The organism is Acidiplasma sp. MBA-1 (assembly GCF_000949015.1).
Lineage (GTDB): Archaea > Thermoplasmatota > Thermoplasmata > Thermoplasmatales > Thermoplasmataceae > Acidiplasma > Acidiplasma aeolicum.
This window is the reverse complement of record NZ_JYHS01000001.1, coordinates 339,009-359,994: the sequence shown is the minus strand read 5'-3', so window position 1 is coordinate 359,994 and position 20,986 is coordinate 339,009. Positions and strand designations below refer to the sequence as shown.

25 protein-coding genes and 3 tRNA genes are annotated in these 20,986 nt (G+C 33.5%); 12 read left to right on the top strand and 16 right to left on the bottom strand.

All coding sequences use genetic code 11. The features are described from left to right. Nucleotides 1-24: 24 nt before the first annotated feature. Together TZ01_RS01880 and TZ01_RS01875 are read right to left on the bottom strand one after the other, a co-directional pair. Nucleotides 25-675 (bottom strand): helix-turn-helix domain-containing protein, encoded by a 651-nt coding sequence (locus TZ01_RS01880; protein WP_197065841.1) that lies wholly within the window; start codon nucleotides 673-675, stop codon nucleotides 25-27. 235 nt (nucleotides 676-910) lie between these two features. Beyond that, nucleotides 911-1,327 carry a hypothetical protein gene (locus tag TZ01_RS01875; protein ID WP_048101095.1) on the bottom strand — a complete coding sequence of 139 codons (417 nt, stop codon included), beginning with the start codon at nucleotides 1,325-1,327 and terminating at the stop codon, nucleotides 911-913. Between the two features lie 229 nt (nucleotides 1,328-1,556). Between TZ01_RS01875 and fabG the strand changes: the two genes are divergently transcribed. The 6 genes from fabG (at nucleotide 1,557) to TZ01_RS01845 (ending at nucleotide 6,159) form a co-directional block, all read left to right on the top strand. Further along, the gene (gene fabG, locus TZ01_RS01870) at nucleotides 1,557-2,273 is read left to right on the top strand and encodes a 3-oxoacyl-ACP reductase FabG (protein ID WP_048101094.1); all 717 of its coding nucleotides are present in this window, start codon (nucleotides 1,557-1,559) and stop codon (nucleotides 2,271-2,273) included. After that, nucleotides 2,270-3,811: a class I adenylate-forming enzyme family protein gene (locus TZ01_RS01865; RefSeq protein WP_048101093.1), complete on the top strand. Its 1,542-nt coding sequence runs from the start codon at nucleotides 2,270-2,272 to the stop codon at nucleotides 3,809-3,811. The genes fabG and TZ01_RS01865 overlap by 4 nt, the downstream gene beginning before the upstream one ends. Beyond that, a complete protein-coding gene (locus TZ01_RS01860; RefSeq protein WP_048101092.1) occupies nucleotides 3,808-4,956 on the top strand; it encodes a thiolase family protein in 1,149 nt (382 codons plus the stop codon). The genes TZ01_RS01865 and TZ01_RS01860 overlap by 4 nt, the downstream gene beginning before the upstream one ends. A gap of 2 nt (nucleotides 4,957-4,958) precedes the next feature. After that, the gene (locus tag TZ01_RS01855; protein WP_048101091.1) at nucleotides 4,959-5,285 is read left to right on the top strand and encodes a Zn-ribbon domain-containing OB-fold protein; all 327 of its coding nucleotides are present in this window, start codon (nucleotides 4,959-4,961) and stop codon (nucleotides 5,283-5,285) included. A 181-nt stretch (nucleotides 5,286-5,466) separates the two neighbouring features. Then, nucleotides 5,467-6,051 (top strand): 50S ribosomal protein L15e, encoded by a 585-nt coding sequence (locus TZ01_RS01850; RefSeq protein ID WP_048101090.1) that lies wholly within the window; start codon nucleotides 5,467-5,469, stop codon nucleotides 6,049-6,051. 27 nt (nucleotides 6,052-6,078) lie between these two features. Continuing rightward, nucleotides 6,079-6,159, top strand: a tRNA-Ser gene (locus TZ01_RS01845). Nucleotides 6,160-6,349: 190 nt separating this feature from the next. Here TZ01_RS01845 and TZ01_RS01840 read toward each other — a convergent pair. Then, nucleotides 6,350-7,324: a glycosyltransferase gene (locus tag TZ01_RS01840; RefSeq protein WP_048101089.1), complete on the bottom strand. Its 975-nt coding sequence runs from the start codon at nucleotides 7,322-7,324 to the stop codon at nucleotides 6,350-6,352. Between the two features lie 231 nt (nucleotides 7,325-7,555). Beyond that, the gene (locus tag TZ01_RS01835; RefSeq protein ID WP_048101088.1) at nucleotides 7,556-8,623 is read right to left on the bottom strand and encodes a hypothetical protein; all 1,068 of its coding nucleotides are present in this window, start codon (nucleotides 8,621-8,623) and stop codon (nucleotides 7,556-7,558) included. 177 nt (nucleotides 8,624-8,800) lie between these two features. On the opposite strand from TZ01_RS01835, the gene TZ01_RS01830 reads away from it, so the two are divergent. Then, nucleotides 8,801-9,379: a hypothetical protein gene (locus TZ01_RS01830; RefSeq protein WP_156150279.1), complete on the top strand. Its 579-nt coding sequence runs from the start codon at nucleotides 8,801-8,803 to the stop codon at nucleotides 9,377-9,379. 3 nt (nucleotides 9,380-9,382) lie between these two features. Here TZ01_RS01830 and TZ01_RS01825 read toward each other — a convergent pair whose 3' ends face one another. Then, nucleotides 9,383-10,138 (bottom strand): hypothetical protein, encoded by a 756-nt coding sequence (locus TZ01_RS01825; protein ID WP_156150278.1) that lies wholly within the window; start codon nucleotides 10,136-10,138, stop codon nucleotides 9,383-9,385. A 198-nt stretch (nucleotides 10,139-10,336) separates the two neighbouring features. Further along, entirely contained in the window at nucleotides 10,337-10,540 is a 204-nt protein-coding gene (locus tag TZ01_RS10010) for a CpXC domain-containing protein (protein WP_048101085.1), read from the bottom strand. Between the two features lie 533 nt (nucleotides 10,541-11,073). Here TZ01_RS10010 and TZ01_RS01815 point away from each other — a divergent pair. Further along, nucleotides 11,074-11,265: a hypothetical protein gene (locus TZ01_RS01815; protein ID WP_048101084.1), complete on the top strand. Its 192-nt coding sequence runs from the start codon at nucleotides 11,074-11,076 to the stop codon at nucleotides 11,263-11,265. A gap of 577 nt (nucleotides 11,266-11,842) precedes the next feature. Here TZ01_RS01815 and TZ01_RS09830 read toward each other — a convergent pair. The 3 genes from TZ01_RS09830 to TZ01_RS01800 all read right to left on the bottom strand — a co-directional run bounded on the left by TZ01_RS09830 (nucleotide 11,843) and on the right by TZ01_RS01800 (nucleotide 13,105). Further along, the gene (locus TZ01_RS09830; protein WP_255350862.1) at nucleotides 11,843-12,109 is read right to left on the bottom strand and encodes an AAA family ATPase; all 267 of its coding nucleotides are present in this window, start codon (nucleotides 12,107-12,109) and stop codon (nucleotides 11,843-11,845) included. A 10-nt stretch (nucleotides 12,110-12,119) separates the two neighbouring features. Continuing rightward, on the bottom strand, nucleotides 12,120-12,983 hold the full coding sequence (locus TZ01_RS01805) for a site-specific integrase (protein WP_231563396.1): 864 nt from the start codon (nucleotides 12,981-12,983) through the stop codon (nucleotides 12,120-12,122). 49 nt (nucleotides 12,984-13,032) lie between these two features. Further along, nucleotides 13,033-13,105, bottom strand: a tRNA-Val gene (locus TZ01_RS01800). Between the two features lie 102 nt (nucleotides 13,106-13,207). Between TZ01_RS01800 and TZ01_RS01795 the strand changes: the two genes are divergently transcribed. After that, on the top strand, nucleotides 13,208-13,603 hold the full coding sequence (locus TZ01_RS01795; protein ID WP_048101082.1) for a hypothetical protein: 396 nt from the start codon (nucleotides 13,208-13,210) through the stop codon (nucleotides 13,601-13,603). Here the strand turns inward: TZ01_RS01795 and TZ01_RS01790 are convergent. Further along, nucleotides 13,595-13,870, bottom strand: coding sequence for a hypothetical protein (locus tag TZ01_RS01790; RefSeq protein WP_048101351.1), 276 nt, complete (start codon nucleotides 13,868-13,870; stop codon nucleotides 13,595-13,597). The genes TZ01_RS01795 and TZ01_RS01790 overlap by 9 nt on opposite strands. Nucleotides 13,871-13,969: 99 nt before the next feature. Here TZ01_RS01790 and TZ01_RS01785 point away from each other — a divergent pair, with 99 nt between their 5' ends. Beyond that, entirely contained in the window at nucleotides 13,970-14,341 is a 372-nt protein-coding gene (locus TZ01_RS01785) for a hypothetical protein (RefSeq protein WP_156150277.1), read from the top strand. Here the strand turns inward: TZ01_RS01785 and TZ01_RS01780 are convergent. From TZ01_RS01780 to TZ01_RS01765, 4 genes are all read right to left on the bottom strand, one after another. After that, nucleotides 14,317-15,291, bottom strand: coding sequence for a phosphatidylserine/phosphatidylglycerophosphate/cardiolipin synthase family protein (locus tag TZ01_RS01780; protein WP_048101080.1), 975 nt, complete (start codon nucleotides 15,289-15,291; stop codon nucleotides 14,317-14,319). The two genes, TZ01_RS01785 and TZ01_RS01780, sit on opposite strands and share 25 nt — an antisense overlap. A gap of 34 nt (nucleotides 15,292-15,325) precedes the next feature. Beyond that, a complete protein-coding gene (locus TZ01_RS01775; RefSeq protein WP_052656671.1) occupies nucleotides 15,326-16,159 on the bottom strand; it encodes an ABC transporter substrate-binding protein in 834 nt (277 codons plus the stop codon). A gap of 144 nt (nucleotides 16,160-16,303) precedes the next feature. After that, nucleotides 16,304-16,378, bottom strand: a tRNA-Ile gene (locus TZ01_RS01770). A gap of 36 nt (nucleotides 16,379-16,414) precedes the next feature. Beyond that, on the bottom strand, nucleotides 16,415-17,350 hold the full coding sequence (locus TZ01_RS01765; RefSeq protein ID WP_048101079.1) for a TIGR00269 family protein: 936 nt from the start codon (nucleotides 17,348-17,350) through the stop codon (nucleotides 16,415-16,417). An 83-nt stretch (nucleotides 17,351-17,433) separates the two neighbouring features. Here TZ01_RS01765 and TZ01_RS01760 point away from each other — a divergent pair, with 83 nt between their 5' ends. Further along, on the top strand, nucleotides 17,434-18,156 hold the full coding sequence (locus TZ01_RS01760) for a nucleotidyltransferase family protein (RefSeq protein ID WP_048101078.1): 723 nt from the start codon (nucleotides 17,434-17,436) through the stop codon (nucleotides 18,154-18,156). 3 nt (nucleotides 18,157-18,159) lie between these two features. Here TZ01_RS01760 and agl3 read toward each other — a convergent pair whose 3' ends face one another. Next, complete coding sequence (gene agl3 / locus TZ01_RS01755) at nucleotides 18,160-19,302, bottom strand: UDP-sulfoquinovose synthase (RefSeq protein ID WP_048101077.1); 1,143 nt, start codon at nucleotides 19,300-19,302, stop codon at nucleotides 18,160-18,162. Between the two features lie 75 nt (nucleotides 19,303-19,377). Here agl3 and TZ01_RS01750 point away from each other — a divergent pair, with 75 nt between their 5' ends. Further along, on the top strand, nucleotides 19,378-19,980 hold the full coding sequence (locus TZ01_RS01750; protein WP_048101076.1) for a MarC family protein: 603 nt from the start codon (nucleotides 19,378-19,380) through the stop codon (nucleotides 19,978-19,980). Between the two features lies 1 nt (nucleotide 19,981). Here TZ01_RS01750 and TZ01_RS01745 read toward each other — a convergent pair whose 3' ends face one another. After that, nucleotides 19,982-20,944 carry an aldo/keto reductase gene (locus tag TZ01_RS01745; RefSeq protein ID WP_048101075.1) on the bottom strand — a complete coding sequence of 321 codons (963 nt, stop codon included), beginning with the start codon at nucleotides 20,942-20,944 and terminating at the stop codon, nucleotides 19,982-19,984. Nucleotides 20,945-20,986: the final 42 nt, after the last annotated feature.

The window sequence follows — 20,986 nt, the reverse complement described above, 5'->3', positions numbered from 1 at the left end:
ATTATTTATTATTAAAATTTTTATTTAAAGTATAATTTTATTAACTATTTTATTCACTGCCCTTCTTATTTCCACATTTATGGCCATCTTGCTTATGTTTAATCTCTGTGCAAGCTCTTTATTTGATGCACCCCTTGGTATGTTAAAAAATTTACTGTCAATTGCCTCCTTTAATACAAATTTTTCTTTATCTGTAAGGAATATATCCAGTATGTAACTGCTTATTTCTGGAACAACCTCCTCTGCCTTTAGCTCCCTTATATTTTTTATATAAACATCATTTCCTGCTATTTTTAGAATGTCATTTATCCTGTATTTTTCTGTCATAAATATATAATTCTCAGTATTATTATGAACACTGGATTTTAAAGGATATATAGCTTTTTTTATTAATTTGTCTATAAATGCATTTTCATAGGAAACATCCATGTATAAAATGGAAGAGGATGAATCAATGTTATATATATTTACATTTTTTACCGATTTATCCTTTTTAATGGAAATCTTAATTTCACGTATATCACTTTTATTATAAAATTTAGAAAAACGTATTGCCCTTAATGAATTTTCATTATATGTATACCCTAAGAGAACATCCCTGTAATTTTCTGGAACGTAATTTGTCCAGCAATTCTCATGGCGTATTTTCAGGCTAAAAAAAGATGTATCATTCATATTATTGTGCATATATATTTATATATCTAATTTATATTTAAATGTTTATAAACTCTAAAATGTAATAAAATGATACATCATAAAAAAATAAATTATGGTAAGAATTACATAATATTAATTAAATATATTTTTTATAAAAGATTTTCGATAACTATTAATATTATATGAATAAAAATTCGTTAAAAAATATCATATTATATTAGAATCATAAATGTTTTTATGCAATTTTATTGTTTTATTGTTTATTTATAATCCCGGTTTTCAATATAGCCCTCTGGAAATTTATCAGGTGCTTTAATTCACGGTCAGGCATAACAGCCATATATTCCTTTGAAAATTTAACCTCTGTATCCCATTCAGAATGAAAGCCAACAACAATAAATGTTATTTCCTTAATATTCTCATTTTTTGGTGGATCGGTATAATACCCTATCATTCCATTTGAATTAACCGTTGAATAGCTTGAAAATGTTGCGATGTAAATCTTATCATTGGAACTGTATTCAACAGTCCTCTGAATTGACGAATTTTTAACCAGTATTGTAATTATTGATGGATCCAAAATTTTGATGCTCCCCCTTGGTAAATCTAACTCAAGATTCCCATAGCTATCTTTTACGGCCTTTTCAAAATTTTTTAAATTAGGAGACATGATACAATATGGCTTCTAAAATATAAATCTATTCTTATTTTATTAAAACAAAAATTGTTTTAGGCGTGGATTCACCTTCCATGAATTTTTTAAATAATAAATTTTTATTTATACCATGTATTGACATGTAAATACCTGCATTAATATTAATATAGTGCATAATGATTTAATTATGTATCAACATATAAAAATAATATACCCAATAATAGATTATAAAAGAGGTGTGTAGGTGCAAAAAAGAATTATTGTAACAGGGTCCAACAGGGGCATAGGTTTTGCAATTGCAGAGAGGCTGGCCATGGATAAATTTTCTGTCATAATGGTTGATTATGATGCCAATGTTATTGAGACAGCTGAAAATTTAAATAAAATCTATGGCAATGTAACAGGGATACAGTGTGATGTCTCAGATTATAAATCATGTGAGTCAGCATTAAGCACCATTGAAAAAAACATTTATGGAATAGTTAATAATGCAGGTATTAATAGGGACGTATTATTTAAAAACATGACATATGATCAGTGGGACAGTGTTATAAAAACTGATCTATACAGCGTTTACAATATTACCAAGCTGTTCATTGAAACAATGATTTCAAATAAGGAGGGGAGAATTGTAAATATATCATCGGCAAGCTGGCAGGGAAATATAGGACAGGCAAACTATGCTGCTGCCAAGGCCGGGATCATAGGCTTTACAAAGACCCTTGCCAGGGAGCTGGGCAGGTACAATATCACTGTCAATGCAGTTATACCGGGATTCATAAAGACACCAATGACAGACAAGCTTCCGGATAAAATTAGGGATAAATTTATTGAAAAAATACCGCTGGGAAGAATCGGCCTTCCAGAAGACGTCGCAAATGCGGTTGCCTTTTTGATGGATGATAGGAGCAGTTATATTAGTGGAACAATGATTGAGGTTGGGGGAGGTCTTGTACTATGAAAACAATGCTGGATTTCATAAAATATTATGACAATGACATATTTATTAAATATTTTGACTCATCAATTACATATGGTGATTTTTATAAATATGTAAATGGCATTGCAGCGCAGCTGGCATCTTATGGTGATGAAGGCAGTATAATAGCCATGATATCAGAAAATATACCACAGTTTATTATGGTACAGTATGCATGCTGGAAGAATGGCATGATATTCACTCCACTAAGCCCACTTGATTCCTATGAAGAACTTTCAAGGAAGGTTAAATTTTTAAACCCGGCTGTTGTAATAATTAGTTCAGAATTCAGAGATTCTTTTGGTGCATTAAATGGTATTGTAGACGGAAAAATAATTTATACTGATCCTGAGACATTTGGGAAGATCCCTGAAGGCCTGAAAAATAAATTTATAAAATCTCAGGGAGTTGAGGAGTTAAATTTAAGAAAAAAACCTTATTTTGATATATACAGTCCGGACCCCGAGGATACCGCCATGCTGGTATTTACATCCGGCACATCTGGCAAGCAGAAGGCTGCAGAAATAAGGCATAAAAATATATACTCAGCATCGTTCATATATAAAAACTGGTTTGATGTTGGTAAAAAGGATGTAAATCTTGGAATAGCCCCATTCTTCCACATAACCGGACTTATTTTTGGCATATCATTATCTGTCATAAGCCATTCAAAAATAGTCCTAAATTATAGATTCACGCCTGAACAGACGCTTAACGACATAATAAAAAATAAAACCACCATAACAATGTTTGTTGCCACCGCCTACAGGTCAATGCTTAATTCATGGTCAGGCATTGACGATATAAAAAATAAACTTTCATCAATGAGGGTTTGGTCCGCAGGTGGCATGCCCATGCCTGTAAAAACTGAGATAGAATGGAAGAAGATGACGGGAAAGTATATTTATATGGCATACGGGTTAACAGAGAGCACCTCACCGCTGACATTATGGGATTACCCATATAATGGGGAATTAAAAATATATAAGGATATAGTAAGCTCTGGCAGGCCTGTTTATTACACAACAATAAAAAGGAGCAGGGGTGGTGAATTAATAGCAAGGGGACCACAGGTGGTTTCCGGATATTACCATAATGCTGAGGATACAAAATTAACATTTTCAAGAAATGGAATGAAAACAGGTGATATATGCCACATTGATTCAAATAACTGGGTTTATATAATAGACAGAAAGAAGGATTTAATTGATATATCAGGATATAAGGTATGGCCGGTTGAGATTGAAAATGCCATCAGATCAAGCCAGTTTGTGGAGGATGTCGTTGTTGTTCCGGAAAAGGATGAATATAAGGGTGAGGTACCTGTTGCCTATGTTAAATTAAAGGATAATATAAACCCATCTGATGAAATTAAAAATGAAATAAATAATATATGCAGGGAAAAACTTGCCAAATTTAAAATACCAAAAAATATAGTTTTCATTAACCGCATGCCAGTAAATGCCTCTGGAAAAATTAAAAGGTCAGATATACATAAGATACTGGGTGATGCACAATGATTAAGGGATTTGCAGAGGCAGTATATAAAAAATATGATGGTACAGCTTATGACCTCATGAATGAGGCACTTGAGAAGGCACTCAACATGGCAGGAATTCAGCGCAGTGATATACAGGGATTTATAACAACCTTTCTGCCCGGTATTTTTGATGGTAATATTTTTCTGCATTTCTTTCCGGACCAGTTATGCGGCTACCTTGGAATAAATCCAAAATATATTGACTCACTGGATTATGGTGGACCATCGGTTCTGGCCGGATTGTACCGTGCTGAAAAACTTATAAAATACGAGGGACTTGATAATATTCTTCTTCTATTTGGTGGCAAGGGTTCACTGGTAAGACAGACCAGAGAAACTGTGGATTCATATGAAAATCTGTATGACGGTGTTACAAACACACCATATAAACAGTTATTATCAGGCTACTCGTATAAAAATCCGCTGTCAGATTATGCACTTGTTGCACAGAGGCATAAAAAAATTTATGGAACTGCTGATGAGGACCGTGCCAGACTTATGGTAAAGCAGAGAAAAAATGGTAACGATTCGGGCTATTCCATGTTTACCGGTGATATTTCCGTTGATGACGTTCTTTCATCACCAGTTATCTCATCACCACTGCACCTTTTGGAAATAGTATATCCTGTTGATGGATTTCATGCATTCATTGTTTCCAAATCCCCGGGAAAATTAAGACCTGTTAAAATAAAAAAATATGGTGAGGCTCACTGGACAAAATTACCACCAGAGCTGGAAGAAATTATGATAACGCCTGCATCAGAAAGTTCACGTAATTTCAGGGATGAGATTAAACACTGCGATGCCTATGAGCTCTATGATTCCTTTAGCATTACTGTTATACTCCAGCTTGAGGATACAGGAATAATAAAAAAAGGTGAATTTGGCAAATTTATAGAAAAAACAGATATATCAAGCTCAGGTGATATGCCGCTTAATACAGGTGGAGGCAGTATTAACAGGGGCCAGCCTGCATATATGAGCGGTAGTGTTTTATTATATGAAAGTCTTTTACAGTTAAATGGAATGGCTAAAAATCAGGTTAGGGACATAAACAGTGTTTTTATTAATGGAATTGGTGGATGGTCAAGGAACCATTCCGTTTCAATGATTCTGGGTGATTAAAAATGAATGAAATGGAAATATACAGTATTTATAAGGATTATTTTGCGAACTCCATGCTACCATACATTAAATGCAAAAACTGTGATTATTCTTTTTATTATCCGAGAAATAGGTGTCCGCAGTGCGGATCAGACAAAATAGAGATTAAAAAATCTTCCGGCACTGGTGAGATATATTCCTATACTGTTTTTAACAACAGTATATGGGCAATAGTTTCATTTCCAGAAGGTTTTAGGCTTTATATGAACATTGATTCAGCTGGAGAACCAGACATTGGGAAAAAAATTAAAATTAAATTTATAGATGGAAGACCCTATGGGAGCTGTTAGATTATGATTTCTATGAAATATATTAACACCTTTTGATGCTCTAAAGCTCCCAATACTTATTCTTTTTCCGTGGTAATTATTATGCATCTAAATGCTTTCATTCTTTATTATGCCAGTAAAACATGCATAATAAGATATATATAGCATTTTTTAATAAGGTTTTTAGTTTGAAGTGAACAAGATGAATTCTTACAGCTTAATTAGAGATGAATGGAAATCGCTTAAAAAATCAGATATATACTTAATGCACAAGCAAAGAATGATATCATGGAGAAAGGGAAATTCAGTTGAAAGGCTCGAATACCCAACAAGGATAGACCGTGCAAGATCTGCAGGATACAAGGCAAAGGAAGGATATATAATAGTCAGATCAAGGGTTAGAAGGGGCGGACAGAATAAACCCAAAATTATGGGAGGCAGAAGGCCAAGAAGGCTTGCATATACAAAAATGACACTTAAAAAAAGCATACAGCTTATAGCCGAGGAGAGGGCTGCAGATAAATACCCCAACATGGAGGTATTAAACTCATATTATGTTGGAGAGGACGGCCTTTATAAGTACTATGAGGTAATACTTGTGGACAGGACAAACCCCAATATATATAACGATAGGCATATATCATGGATATCAGAACCACAGAATAAGGGCAGGGTTTACCGCGGATTAACATCAGCAGGATATAAAAACCGTGGCCTCGGACACGGAAGGCTTAACAGCTCAAAAAGCAGACCCTCCATAAGAGCTAATGGAAGGTTAAGGAGATAATAACAAAAATCTCCTTTAATTTGTTATGCCATGGTGGCCCAGTGGTACGGCGCCAGCCTTGAGAGCTGGTTCCCTTGTGGATCGGGAGTTCGAATCTCTCCCATGGCGCTATTATTTTTTTATTTTTATTAATTATACCATTAAATTGACTTGATAAAAAATGTTAGATGCATGGTAATTATAAAATTTAAAGCCTTTTATTATTATAAGTGCTTATTATTGTAATTCTGTTTCATAAAATCAGTTTAATTAAAAATCCTTAAATTAAATTTTTGTGATTATATCAGTGCAAATATTGTTATCTTTTATTGTGGTTATTAATAACATTATCATAGACTTTTTTGTATTTTTCCACCCAGTTATCATATTGAGATATCTGTTCAACCAATCCCTGTTTTTTTGGTCTGTATATCATTTCTAGGAATTCATCTTTATTGTGATAATAATAAGGCTTATCTCCAAGGAAATATCTATGCGCCGGAATATCATTTATTACAGGTTGTGTTCCAAGTCTCATGGCCTCCATCGTGGGTATACCCTGTCCCTCGCAGAGAGTTTTAAAAACGAATTTATTCGCATACTGAAGATAATTAAATTTTTCCTGCTCAGATACAGTACCAAGTTGGTGAATATTATATGAATAATTTTTGTATTTTTCATCTGTTATAATGCCGATATGATACAGTTCAACATCTTTTAAATTTTTAATCCAATCGTATAATTCATATATCTGTTTCCTGTTTTCCCCGTTTCCATATATTTCGCCCATTGTTACTAGATGAAGTTTTCCATTGTCTGGATAAGGATTTTGAGTCGCAGGCTTAACAAATACCTTTGTCGGAATAATATCTATGGGCACATCTGGTATATACTCTCTTACCTGTTCAGCAATATGCTCACCCTGAACAACTACATTTATCCTCCTTCTCTCTATAGTTTTGAGAGTTTTTATATGAAAATCCCTGATCATTTGCGATTTATATTTATTATTTATAATAGAGAAAAGATCATGGATGGTAACAACATTGGTATGTGGTGTTAATTCCATGTAAGATGTTGAATGAACAATATCTGCATTTCCAACCAAAAATGATAGAAGTCTCTGGGATGTCCATCCACCAATTTTTTTGCCCCGTATAGAAAACTCTACCTTCGGAAGCCGTTTTAATTCTGCTGCAATTCCATTTTTTAAGAGGTCTTTAAATAAATTTGTGGAATACGTTTTTATCCCATTGAATGTTTTCGAATTGGGCTGCACAATTTTTATTTTCATATATTACCACCATGAACCGTATTCATTCCAAAGTGTATTATAATATTTCATGATTATAATATATTAATTAATAATTTGCATATGATAACCTTTAACAAATTTATTAAATTATTTATAAGGATAATGTCAAAAATTTCAATTAGAAGACAATAATTAAAGAATAAAAGCATTCATAAATTTGTATTGTATAGTTTTAAATTAGAAAAATATAATATAATTTATCTTAAATGTTTAAGATGAGGATTTTTGACTTTGTATATTAAAATGTTTAATAAATATTAATGTAATGACAACAGCGTAAATCCATGCAATAATAAGTATTACCATTGCTATTATTCCAGTGTAAAAAGTTATGTTATACGGATAAATATAATTATTAGACTTAAAAACGAAACTCAGTTTAAGTGAGGATATAGAAAAAACTGCCAATGGAAATGTGTATGCCCATATTGATATACCAGGCTTTGCATGAAAAACCTTCCTTATGCTAACAAGCATGGCCACAATAAAATTCCAGAGTTCAAATGACCATAATGAAACTGAGGCGAATAATGCTACAGTTAATGGAATTTTGAAAATACCTGGAAGCTGTGAAAGTGTAATTATATTTATTACCAGAATGCTGGAAACTCCCACAGGCAAAACAAGCACTGGTGAAGATTCACTTGACTTTATATCCCTTATGTGTGAGGTAAACGCCATAATTCCTATAAAAAGAAATAGAAAAAGTGCTATTCCAAATCCCATCAGGATCAGAAAATAAACCAGATCTGCATTTATTCCAACAAGTGGAATGATCCTTTTTCCCAAGAAAACTGTGGAAGATAAGGCAACAGGTGGTATTAATTCTGCATATGTTAATTCCCCCTTTTCTATATTCTTTGTATACATTTTATACCCAAGATAAAAACTTAGAAGCAAAATAGCAATGAAATCAAAAATATAATTATAATATGATAAATACCTTAATGATATAATTTTTGACGGATAATATGAAATGTATGATACATTCATTATCATCATGGATAATGGAACAACGGTTGAAAAGCTAATTCTGTTAAGATTGTTCCAGTCCTCCAGAATAACATTTGGAAATACAAATGTCCTTGCAGTCCATAATGCAAATAAAATCAAAAAAAGAACCATGCCCAAAAAGAGAAAAAATATGCCAGTGTTATAAAGGGCATTGGAATGGAAAAAATCAGCCATTCTGTTTAAAAGCACTGATAAGGCCAGGGTACCAAGGGCTATTGCAAACCATTCTGATCCTGTGATATATAATGTTTTTTTAAATGTCATATAATGGATTAGTACAATCTTCTATATATAATTGACTGAATGGTCAATTAAATAATTATAAAAATTTATTATATTATTATTTATTTATATAAAATTCACTGGTTTTATTTCACGGTGATTAAATACCATGGGTTGTTTTTAAAAATATTAATAAATAATTTATTTATTATGATGCAAATGAGCGTTTCATTGAGGGAATTAAATGAATTAAAGAGAGCGGCCATCGATTTCGTTTTTAATATAGACATAATAAGAGACAATACATATATACATAATTCTGAGTATGGTTCTGGAGGCCTTGAGTATGAGGACCTTGAATACAGCGATCCATCAATAACATTTACAACCACTGATTATACTGTTTATTCCCCTGATAATGAAATAATTACAGGTGGTTTTCTTTTTATAAATTTTATTACTCCCATGGAATATTCCATGGATGATAAAAATTACTTTGAAGAACGTTTTAATGATCTAATTTCCTACTGCAAATCAAAAAATTTGAATTTAAATTTTGTAGATTTTTTCCCATTATCTCCAGAAAATAGGGAAACATTTAATGCAATGTTTAAAAGAACGGAACTTAACGGGATTGTGACAATGGACTTTTTAATGAATAATATATTTGAGATGTATATTAAAAAAATAATAGAATTATTGAAACCGGATAAAATTATAGCTGATGACCAGGATATTAAAAATTTTTTACAAAAAAAGAATGTGGATTTTATAGATTATAATGAAATAATGAAATAAAAGTTAATTTTTTAGTTGTGCTGACCTTATTATTTTGGTTTTTATTTTGTATGGTTTAAGCACATAAAGTAGAAAGATAAACATAAGAAGCAGTGAAAGCATGCTTATTAAAACCTCATCTAGAGTATTGCCGTACAATACGTTAAGGTAAAATGAGCTTAAAAATGGACTTGCACCTATAACGAAACCAAAGAGGGTTCCGGCAGCACAGGCAGGACAAACCCCAACTGTTCCCAGTATTGACGCAACAGACTTTTTTCTTGACCTTATTCCTTTAAATGATATCCCCATTATTGCAGCACCGGTAAGGCTAACAGCAACTAGTGACAGCAGCTGAAGAGGATACATGTATAATCCTATTATTCTTGAATAATAAATCATAAAATTTGGAACAAACATCGGAAGACCATATGTAAAAGAAACATAATGCGGATAATGAAATCCGGATGGAGCTATGTGTATCATTCCACCTATTATTGCTATTATTATACCATAAATTAAAGAAATAAGCCAGTAATGGTTAATTTTTGGAATTACATAGTTTTCACGAATAATCTTATAAATTCCTAAGGATATTAGAATGGCGCCAATTATAATTAAAACTGTTGTAAAAACTGTAAACACAATGGCGGTTTTTGCTGATGCTGGGTAATTGATGGAACCTGGATAATACATATATGAATATTTGGAGTACAATAATATTGAATCCATGATTAGAATAAAACCCAATAAAATCATAACCAGCGTTTTAATCTTCACGTGTATGAATTTTATTTTTTTATTTAAACCTTAATGTAGATTATATCAACCAATTTGCATGTAATCTTTAGGAGAACTTACAAACCAGATTTTAAATATATTATAACGCCTATTAGTCATTTAGACATTTTATCACATTCTTAATTTCTACCCATAAATTTGAAACAGTTATAGTGATCACAAAGTACACATTTTGCCTTACCACGTAGAGAGCTGTTCACCATCATCAGACATATGATAATGAGATGTCTTGTGGCATGCCGGGCACCTGACAGCAAATCGATGCTTTCCCTCACGGATTATTATTCCAAGATCTGGATCAGGAAAGCTGACCCATGGATCATAATTTATATTGAATTCATGTCCGCACTTTGGGCATTTTAAATGATATTTTTGAATCATATATTACACCAATAAACATATTTTAAAAATATATATATTTCTGGTGATATGGAAATAAACAATTCCTCAAATAGATTCAAATAGAAATTAACTGTATAAGCATGTATCTATGAGTTTCTGATTTTTTATCCATTAATAATTGCTATTAACTTATACTAAATTCTTAAAATTCCGATATAAATGCATTGTCTTGGCTATTAATAAACACAAAGGGATAAAAATTAATCTGAAAAACTTCTAACATCAAGCATGCAAAGATTATGCAAAATTTTAACGTTTACATATTTTAAGATAAATTAAACATGTCATGAACCCTCAGATTTTTCTCAAATCCTGCTTATTAATATACTAAGATTAATATAATTTTAATATAATTATTTAATAATTTAAAGTTTTTTGGTTTTTTCCATATTTCTTTATTCTGTATTTGCCCGACTGGATTTGATTAAAGTTTTAAGCGAATACTGTAATTTTAATCTTTAGATAGCAAAATTTTTAACTTACCGTGTTATGTTATCAGTGAGGTTATTGAAATGACAAAGAAAATCAAATGCCCAAAGTGCGGAGAAATTTTCAATAAACCTACTTGGGGCTTGAAACCGATTGAGTACAAGGCCGGGATAAAAATGCCGGGCGGTCTTGTCTCTCTAGGTGCGATTATAACATGTCCCAAATGCGGTTTCGAAGGACCACTGAAGGAATTTGAACCTGTTGACGGGGAATGATTGTGAGTGGTGACTGACTTTGAATTGACCGTAATTGGCATAGTGATAGGCGGCATTTGAACGATTCTTGCTATTATTGGAATACTCATCCAACTTCCCCCTGATAAGCTTGAACTCTGCCTTATCGATGGAACCTTCGGAGATGTAGATCTAGTTAACGGCCAGCCCTTGCCATCTAGATTTTTCCATGTAGCAGTTAAAAATAATCATAATAAAATGATCGCAAGGAATTGTTATGCTTATCTGATTAGCCTCAGAAACTCGCAGACCGGGGAAGAATTTGTCAAACAATCATCGGAATTAAAATGGAGAGGGTACCAAATACCTTTTGCGGATATTCTGCCCAAGACATATAGAAAATTTGATGCTTTTTGGGTGGTAAAAAATAAACCTGACACCTTAATGTTGAACGCGTCTTGGATTCCACTCAACTTATCCCTCGTATCCAAGGACAAATCAGTCTAATCGCAGAATATTGGGTCGTGTCTGAGAACTTCAAAACAGTGAAAGGCTCGTTTCAGATAAATTTAGATAAGGATTTGAACAAGGTTTCAATCAGTCAAGTTTGAATCCCGCACTAAGCGAAGCGGTATTGTGTGTTCTTTGATATTTTCTTTAGCTCGTTATCGAGAATGTATTCCCTGCCGATTTTGCCGTTGAGCTCTACTTCCGCGCCTGCGAGGTCTATTGTGCTTGGAACTATGTCTAGGTTGTCTTTTCTTACGATTGTGCCTTCAAGCCCTCCATTTATCATGACATCGTATATTGTTGATTTACGCGAGGATTTGTCTATGCAAAAATAGGTTGTGAGTTGCCCTAAGGATCCATGATAAACTGCCTCCAGGAATGCGATATTAGCCCTTTGATTCCGCTATGTCAAGTGCTGTTGAGAAATAAGCCCTCAAAACGTATGGTCTCATCTTTAATCCTGCGAGTTCTATTGCTTGTCTTATATCCCTTGTAACCAATGTTGTCCTTAAAAAATCATTTTTCCTGATGCCTCTGGAATCAAATTGTAATAGTGGTGAATCATAGGTTAATTCCTCTCCGTTCTTCTTTCTTTCATCCAAATATTCCTTTATGTATGTTGCTCCTTCCCTGCCTATGAATGTAAAATACTGATGTCTTGCCTTGCTTAATTTTTGTTTAACAACAACCATAGCCAGTATCCTATCAAATGTTATATCATCTGATATGTGAAGTTCCTTTATATCTCCCAGCCTCAATCCATCTATGCCCTCGTACCTGCCTAAGCTTTCAGGCCTCAACCCTGAAAATGCCATTAGGGATATTGATACCTTTGCCCTTGATGTTGCCTTTCTCAATATCCTTGATAGTTCTTCTTTATTAGGCACTCTTTCGTTAACGATTGTTGGTGTCTCGTTTTCCCCTGATATGTTAACGGTTAACTGCAAGCCGATACCATTAAACTTCAGCCATGATAGGATTACCTTCTTGAATCTCGCTATGTATGATCCTGCCTTGCCCTCTTTTTCCAGCCTTCTTATAAAATCTATGAAGTTATCCTTGAATTCCTTTTCATTGCTCTTTGCATTTGCTAGAATTTCCTTTAGGTTTGTATTGTTAAGATAGCAATAATATCCTAATCCCCGAAAGTAAACTGTTGCAGTTATAACAGACCTAGCCCTTAAGTTCTCAAACCATCTTCTTACATCATCATCCAGAAGCAGTTCATTATACTTCGGTTGCATAGTCATAGATAAACATTGCTTCCATGCATAAAAGGTATTAGATTAATAAATTAAGTGGGCCCGACCGGATTTGAACCGGTGACCACCGCCTTGTAAGGGCGGTATCATAACCACTAGACTACGAGCCCTGCATACCTTAATCAGTTTTCCATATAAAATTTTAACGTTGTATTGATAAATATATCATATTATTTTATAAAATAATTTATAACATAAAGATATAAATACTGGTGGCAGGTAAAATAAAGTTAAGAGGAATAATTATGCTGGATGGCAATGTTCTCCCAGATGCAAGAATATACATACACATTAAGGGCTATTCAAGGGCCCATGTTACACATGTTGATATTGAATCCCCAGAATTAAAAAAAATAATATTACCGCATCATAGTGACTATCCTGAAATTTCATGGGACTCAGAAAGGGTGGACATACCGGTTAAGGGCCATTTAATAACAATAATAGATAAAACCCTTGGTAATTTAATAAAGCTTAATGGAAATATATATGTTGGCGGAAAGGGCAAGGGAATATTTTTAGGATTTCATAAGGAACAGATAAAAAAACTGGAGGAATATGGTGCATCAATAGGAATTAAATCAAAAAAATTAAAAAAATTAGAATAAACCTTTTTTATACTTCTGGTCAACCTCAAATGCATCTATTTCCCATGTTGGTTTAAAAGATTTTGCTGTTTCCATTAAATGATCCAGTGAATCAACTGTCCATCTGCAAACTGCCTCGTTTTTCTTTTCAGCAAGGTACAATTCATTTAGTTTTAAACCTGCGGGGAGTTTTTTATCTTTTGCCATTTCCATAACCTTTGAGGCAAAACCCATTACATCATCCTTCTGCTCATCCTTCCATTTATGTATAACTACTACTTCTACCATAATTAAATATGTCACAGGCATATATAAAGTTTAATTAAAATTTTTTTAAATATATTTACCATAAGATAAACTAATTATATGATAATTAATTTGCATTTCATGGCCAGGGTGCTTAGCATTAAAGAACTTGAAAATGAATATAAAAATAATGACCTTGATGGAATCTATCTAATAAAAATAAACAATATGACATATACCGGACTTATAAGAAACATATCAAACGGAACAATATTTATGGATCTCCCATTAAAATTTTCAAGAAATGATAATCCCATGTATACCCCCACTGTTATAGAGCCTGAAGAATTTAGGGAGTGCAAGGAGGTGCCGCTGGAGGGGCATATAAGAGCAGTTACAAAAAAGGATGGGATAATTGAGGGTGATATAATGGAGGTTTATAATAATAGAATCATTATAAAGGCCGATGAAATTAAAACTGTTTATTATCAGGATTTATACGATGTTGAGTGATTATTTTTTTCATAATCTCCAGATTTTTTTAATTTTTTTTCATATTCTATTGCCGCCTCATATGTTTTGCTGGCGTTTTTCCAGTCCTTTTTAAAGATTTTTTTTACATCAGAAACCATAAAAAATTTTCTTGCCAGAATTCCAACCTCCCTGTTATGATTTAGGCTGGCCTTCGTAAAATTTTCCGAGCCTATAAAAAATTCATTTCTGCCTATTATTAACTTGGCATGCATGTATAATTTTGATACAGGCATGTACCTGACCCTCACACCAGATTTTGAGAGCTTTTCAAGATTTTTAAGGTCTGTACTTGACACAGATGATGGTACTATAATGCTCAATTTTTTACCCTTCTCCCTGAACTCACTGAGAATGGCATCATCATCGCCCACCTCCTCACTTTCGATTAATATACGCCTCTCCCTTTTTAAGAAATTCAATATGGATTCCTGGGACCCGGGTGATATTATTAAATTCCTGCTTTTTATTCCTGCATCTGTGTTTTTCCAATCAGCCAGAAATAATTTTTTAAGGTCCCTGCTAATTTTTTTATTCTTTATTATGAGACCGTACTCACGGTTTTTTGTGAATGCTGCCTCGGTTAAATTTAACGTCCCTATGTTGCATTTCCCCCTTGTCACCATGTACTTTGCATGATCGAAAACATTGGGCCTTTCAAACCTTGGCGGTGCTATTTTAACCTTTGCCCCGGTATCCTTCAGTATCTTTATTTCATCGTGTGTTCCATCATCACCATTTATTCCATATGGACGGCCATCAACAATTATTCTTACATCAACACTCCGGGAGACTGCATTTTTTATCTCGTTTATTATGATTTGATCATCAACAAGATAATAATTAATGTAAAGATATTTGGAACTTTTTTTAATGAAATCAAGTATTTTAATGTATTTATCCTCAGGCTCCACATATAATTTGTAGGACATAATAGGACAACAAAAAATTGTTATATTAATTTTTCTAATTTTTTATTTTACTTTTTATATTATTATATATATTTATTGTCCATGGAATAACCTCTGTAAAAAATGACGGGCCATGATGTGCATAAAAATCCAGCCTTCCTGGAGTTATAAACACATTTCCATTTTTGACTGCACTGATATTATTCCAATTTCTTTTTAAAATAAGCCTTTCCATATCACTGTAATCAAATTCACGGTACATTTTATGCTCGTATATTATGACATCGGGATCAGCCCTGGCAACAAAATCAAAATCTGGAGTTATCCATTCCCTATCAAAATTGGCATAAATTGTGTCAAATCCCATAACATACAATGCATCCGTTATATAACTCATGGAACCGAAGGTCACCGGTCCACCAAGGTCCATTTCGAAATATGTTTTAAAAAATATATCAGTATTAATGTTTTTATACTGTTTTATAAGTTTTAAGTCCAGATTCCTTGCCTCGACCTTTTTATTTACAACTATGCCAACCTTCGATATTAAATCCAGCAAGCCGGAAAGCGATGATGGAAGCTCAAATATATAAACCGGCAAATCGTCCTTAAGATTATTATAAAGAATCTCCTGATATCCGCCAATGGTAAGTATTATATCTGGATTAAGCTCTTTTAAAATATCCTTTCGGGTTGTTGAGTAACTTGCCAGCTTTCTTTTATATCTTGCACCCTCTGGTCTTGAGCAGAAGGCTGAGTCAGCAACAATTTTATCGCCAAGCCCAAGATCAAAGAGTATCTCTGTTACTGCCGGACTGAATGATACTATTCTTTCGAGCTTGTCTGGAACTGAAACTTCATTGCCGTTGAACATTTTTAAAATTCTCATGCAATGAAATAACATGCTTATCCATTTATAAAATTTTGGAAATTGCATATAATTTTAAAATTTTTTATTAAACAAAATATGTCATTAAATAACATGATAAAAACGTCAACTTTTTTGGTCTTATCTATATCCCAATCTTAAAAATGGGGCTGACCGGATTTGAACCGGTGACCTCCCGGTTATCAGCCGGGTGCTCCAACCAAGCTAAGCTACAACCCCGATACACCCTAATCAGTCGAAATTTAATAAATATTTCTATGGTTTTGCCTCCAATTCTCTTAATGATTCAATATCACGGCATACCTCACATAGCTCTCCTGTGGTTGGTGATCCGCATTTTATGCATTTATTTAACTTCACCTCTGACATTTTAAAATAGTCTCTTAAAGGCTCCCGGGTTTCATCAAAAAATTTAATAATTGCATATTTGCTTCCGGGCGTTTCATTCTCAAGATCGTCTATTAATTTCCTGAAAATGTTTCTCTGCGCCATGGCATAGTATGGGCACCAGCTTGAGTCAAAGTCTATGCCTGCGAGAACCGCATAGAGCACGACCTCCTTCTCAGGTATTTTCCTCAGTGGCAGGATTCTTGGAACAAGGCCATCGCGCACATACTCATGCGGTGCCATTCTAACATATCTCTGAACATCACCCTTGACAACATTCATTATTATTGACTGTGCATAGTCGTCCTGATTTATACCTAGTGCCACATAATCCGAATTATTATACATTGATATTTTATTCATTAAATTTCTTCTCATTGGGCCGCAGTGTGAGCACGATATTGTTTTTGGATCAATTTTCATTATCTCGTCCATTGTGTATCCAAAATTCTCCTTAAAGGATATTATTTCATGCTCTATGCCAAGTTCTTCTGAAAGCTTTTTTGCCTTTTCAAGGCCTGTGCTTCTGTATCCATTTATTCCCTCATCAACAGTAAACGCCTTTATATTCACATCCCTTCTATTTTTGTAAATCTTATTTAAAAGGTATAATGTAACAGATGAATCCTTTCCGCCTGAAATCCCCACCGAGATTGATATGTTCTTGTTTTTCCTTGCAGTCTGGGACCTGAGCTCCCTTTTAACACGTCTTTCAACAAAATCCATAAAATGTTTTTTGCATAAAAATGATCCGTTATATTTTACCTCGTAGACAGCCTTATTCCCGCAAATTGAGCACTGCATTTTATAATAATTATGATTTGTCTTAAAAATATATTTATTAAAAATTAATGTTATATATTTATATCCTTTTTTTATATCTTTTCATGGAATCAGTTATTACAGCCGCAGGAAAGGGCACAAGGGCTAACCTGCCCAGGAATATGAGGAAGGAAATGCTTCCTGTTTATTCTGTAAGGGATAATAAAATAGTTTTAAGGCCTGTTATAGATGTAATAATAAATAAACTCTCAAATGCAGGCATTGATAAATTTTTTGTTATAATAGACAAAAATGATAACGGGACAAGGGATTATTTATTATCACTGGATTATAAAATAGAGTTAATTTATCAGGACAAACCAAAAGGGTACGGATACGCTGTATCACTTGCATCAGATTATGTTAATTCAAATTTTATTCTTAATGCAGGGGATGGCTTCATACTAAAGGATGATTATATTATTAAAATGATTAATTATTTTAAAATAAGAAAAAAAAGTGTAATCTCATTAATGAGGGTAAAGGATCCGTCAAGGTATGGCATAGCAAGTATTGCCGGAAAAAAGGTATTGAGCGTTGTGGAAAAGCCCGAAAAACCTGAAACAAATTATGCACTTCCGGCTTTTTACATTTTTGAAAGGGGTATTTTTAATTACATGAAATACGATGAGTTAACACCAGCAATTAATGATTTTATAATGGCCGGCAACGATGTTTACTATTATTTGATAAGAAATTCTGACTGGGTGAGCATCGGTAGAAGTGAGAATTATTATAAAATACTAAGAAAAACATATAATTACTCTGAAAGGAATTTAAAAAAATAATTTTTATTTATTCCATTTTGTTTTTGGCATTATTGAATCCTTTAATTTGATAAGCCTTTTTTTATTATTTTCGAGATCAGAAAGTATTACAGGAATTTCATCATCCAGTGACCTCTGCCTTCTATAGCCGATCTTCTTAAGATTTTCATTAGCTGGATTGTAATAATGGTCCTGACTCTCAATCCGCGGGTCATCAATGTGTGATACTTCTATATCGGTACCTGTTAATGATTTATAATTTTTGGCAACTGCGCCGGCGATGTAATTAAGGGAATAATACTCATCAAACTGGTTATAAACGCGGTACTCATTATGAGGTGGGTTATTCAATATTAGGTTAAGGCATGTGATACTATCCTCCAGGGATAAAAACGCCCTTTTCTGATTTCCCTGACCATAAACTGTTAATGGAATCCCAAGAATTGCCTGGGATGCAAATCTGTTCAATACAGTGCCATAAATTTCGTCTATATCGAACCTTGTATTTAGATTATACTTATTAATTTCACCGGTTCTGGTACCATAAACAACGCCCTGCATAACATCGCTTATATTTAATCCCCAGATTTTGTTAGCAAGCATTAGATTGTATGAATCGTGCACCTTTGACATGTGATACCACGACTGCCCCATCCTTGGGAATGGTAAATAATCATACCTGCCGTGGTATTCAATATTAAAAAATCCTTCAGGTATATCTATATTTGGTGTTCCATACTCACCCATGGAACCAAGCTTAACTATGTGTATATCCTTTTTTATATCCTTAACAGCATATATTATATTCATTGTACTCTTTATATTTTTTATCAATGTCTCATTTGCTGTATCCAGGGAAATCATTGAATACGGTGCGGATCTCTGCTCTCCAAGATGGACAATGGCATCGGGCATGGTATTTTTAATAAGATCATAAATAAATTTTGGATTGCTCACATCACCATAATAAAATTTTATTTTATTCCCTGTTTTTTTTATTCTTTCATTCATTGAATCGATTTTTATGGCAGAATCGGCATTAACCTTTCTTGACCTTTTCCGGGTATAGAAATTATCAGCACCATAAACCTCATGCCCCTGATCAATGAGCCTTAATGCAAGCGGGAAACCAATGTAGCCATCTATGCCCAGTATTAAAACCTTCATTGTTGATTATGTTTCATATCCTTATAATATTTTTTAAATAAGATATATTTAATATTTGGTATGAAATAACGGTATATGTCCATCGCCATAGATTTTCTTAAAGTCTTCATGCCATTGCTTGTTGTTATTGACCCCTTTGGAAATCTTGTAATTTTTGTTTCATTAACGTCATCATTTAACCGTGAGACAAGAAAATCAATATCAAAGGATGCAATTGTTTATGGTGGGCTGATAATATTAATATTTGCCATATTTGGTGATCTTATAATAGAATTCTTTGGCATCTCCATTGAGGCCCTTGAAATAGCCGGTGGGTTAATCCTTCTTTTGATGGGAATTGAAATGGTGCGTGAGGGTGCAAAACCGGAATCATCAACAGGCGATGAAAAGAATATGGGCATTGTCCCCCTGGCAACACCATTACTTGCAGGGCCTGGAACCATTTCACTGGTAATTATACTTATGAAAGGCCCTTTTATCACAAAAGTATTAACAATTATATCTGTATTTCTGGTTCTTGCGCTTGTATATGTCTTTTTTGTTTATTCATCCAAAATTTTAAGCATACTTGGAGATAAGGTTATGACTGCAATCACAAGGATTTTTGGTCTGCTTTTATCCGGTTTTGCAATACAGTATTTCCTTGATGCCCTTATAGCATTAAATATAATAAAATAGATTAATATCCGGCATTCCCCTGTATAATTTCATGGGGCCTGTATTTGCTTTCTATTATTTTTACATCATCATCTGTTAATTTTATATCCAGTGCATTTATATCTGATTCGAGGTATTCTATTTTATTTGCACCTATAACAGGTATAAATCCCTTTTTTACTGTATATGCCAGGGCTATCTGTGCTGGTGTTGCCCCCCTTTCAGATGCTATTTCCATAACGCTATCAAGAACATTATAATCGCATTCCCTGAAATATCTCTGCTTCATTACCGGATATGTTTTTGTTCTAACTGTCTCAATGTTTTTGTTTTTTTGGTATTTTCCTGATAAAAATCCGGCTGCAATTGGGCTAAATGGAGAGTATGTAATATTTTTCTTCCTGCAGAATGGTATTACATCACGCTCATCCTCCCTGTAAACAGCATTGTAATGGTTCTGCACTATCTGAACACCAAAATTCTCTTTTAGGCCTGCAACGGTATTGAATTCTGCGAGCTGGTACCCAAGGGCATTGCTAAGGCCGCAATAATGGGCCAGGCCATTATGTATGAACTGCGATATTGTTTCAACAGTATCATTAACGTCCATTGTATCAAAGTATGCATGAAGAAAGTATATATCCACATAATCGGTATTGAGCCTTTTCAGGCTTTCCCTAATGGCCCGTGATAAATTTTTCCTGTTAAAGCCGTAATAAAAATCTGACATTTTTCCGGCACCTTTTGTGGATATAACAAGATCATCCCTGTATCCACTTATGGCCTCTCCAATTATTTTTTCTGATTCTCCATATGAATATATGTTCGCTGTATCTATAAAATTTATTCCATAATCTATAGCCTTTTTTATTATTTTTATGGATTCTTCCCTGCCAGCCATCCATTGGGAGGTTCCGAAGGACATGCCCCCAAGGCATAATTTTGATATTTTTAAATCCGTTGACCCGAGAGTTGTGTATTCCATAAATATAAAGTTAATAATCAATTATTAATTTTTGTCATCTCA

Excerpts from the sequence above, each read along its gene's own strand:
- TZ01_RS01880 (WP_197065841.1), bottom strand. The coding sequence starts at position 675 with ATGAATGATACATCTTTTTTTAGCCTGAAAATACGCCATGAGAATTGC.
- TZ01_RS01875 (WP_048101095.1), bottom strand. The coding sequence starts at position 1,327 with ATGTCTCCTAATTTAAAAAATTTTGAAAAGGCCGTAAAAGATAGCTAT.
- TZ01_RS01865 (WP_048101093.1), top strand. The coding sequence starts at position 2,270 with ATGAAAACAATGCTGGATTTCATAAAATATTATGACAATGACATATTT.
- TZ01_RS01860 (WP_048101092.1), top strand. The coding sequence starts at position 3,808 with ATGATTAAGGGATTTGCAGAGGCAGTATATAAAAAATATGATGGTACA.
- TZ01_RS01855 (WP_048101091.1), top strand. The coding sequence starts at position 4,959 with ATGAATGAAATGGAAATATACAGTATTTATAAGGATTATTTTGCGAAC.
- TZ01_RS01850 (WP_048101090.1), top strand. The coding sequence starts at position 5,467 with ATGAATTCTTACAGCTTAATTAGAGATGAATGGAAATCGCTTAAAAAA.
- TZ01_RS01840 (WP_048101089.1), bottom strand. The coding sequence starts at position 7,324 with ATGAAAATAAAAATTGTGCAGCCCAATTCGAAAACATTCAATGGGATA.
- TZ01_RS01835 (WP_048101088.1), bottom strand. The coding sequence starts at position 8,623 with ATGACATTTAAAAAAACATTATATATCACAGGATCAGAATGGTTTGCA.
- TZ01_RS01830 (WP_156150279.1), top strand. The coding sequence starts at position 8,801 with ATGAGCGTTTCATTGAGGGAATTAAATGAATTAAAGAGAGCGGCCATC.
- TZ01_RS10010 (WP_048101085.1), bottom strand. The coding sequence starts at position 10,540 with ATGATTCAAAAATATCATTTAAAATGCCCAAAGTGCGGACATGAATTC.
- TZ01_RS01815 (WP_048101084.1), top strand. The coding sequence starts at position 11,074 with ATGACAAAGAAAATCAAATGCCCAAAGTGCGGAGAAATTTTCAATAAA.
- TZ01_RS01805 (WP_231563396.1), bottom strand. The coding sequence starts at position 12,983 with ATGACTATGCAACCGAAGTATAATGAACTGCTTCTGGATGATGATGTA.
- TZ01_RS01790 (WP_048101351.1), bottom strand. The coding sequence starts at position 13,870 with ATGGTAGAAGTAGTAGTTATACATAAATGGAAGGATGAGCAGAAGGAT.
- TZ01_RS01785 (WP_156150277.1), top strand. The coding sequence starts at position 13,970 with ATGGCCAGGGTGCTTAGCATTAAAGAACTTGAAAATGAATATAAAAAT.
- TZ01_RS01780 (WP_048101080.1), bottom strand. The coding sequence starts at position 15,291 with ATGTCCTACAAATTATATGTGGAGCCTGAGGATAAATACATTAAAATA.
- TZ01_RS01775 (WP_052656671.1), bottom strand. The coding sequence starts at position 16,159 with ATGAGAATTTTAAAAATGTTCAACGGCAATGAAGTTTCAGTTCCAGAC.
- TZ01_RS01765 (WP_048101079.1), bottom strand. The coding sequence starts at position 17,350 with ATGCAGTGCTCAATTTGCGGGAATAAGGCTGTCTACGAGGTAAAATAT.
- TZ01_RS01760 (WP_048101078.1), top strand. The coding sequence starts at position 17,434 with ATGGAATCAGTTATTACAGCCGCAGGAAAGGGCACAAGGGCTAACCTG.
- agl3 (WP_048101077.1), bottom strand. The coding sequence starts at position 19,302 with ATGAAGGTTTTAATACTGGGCATAGATGGCTACATTGGTTTCCCGCTT.
- TZ01_RS01750 (WP_048101076.1), top strand. The coding sequence starts at position 19,378 with ATGTCCATCGCCATAGATTTTCTTAAAGTCTTCATGCCATTGCTTGTT.
- TZ01_RS01745 (WP_048101075.1), bottom strand. The coding sequence starts at position 20,944 with ATGGAATACACAACTCTCGGGTCAACGGATTTAAAAATATCAAAATTA.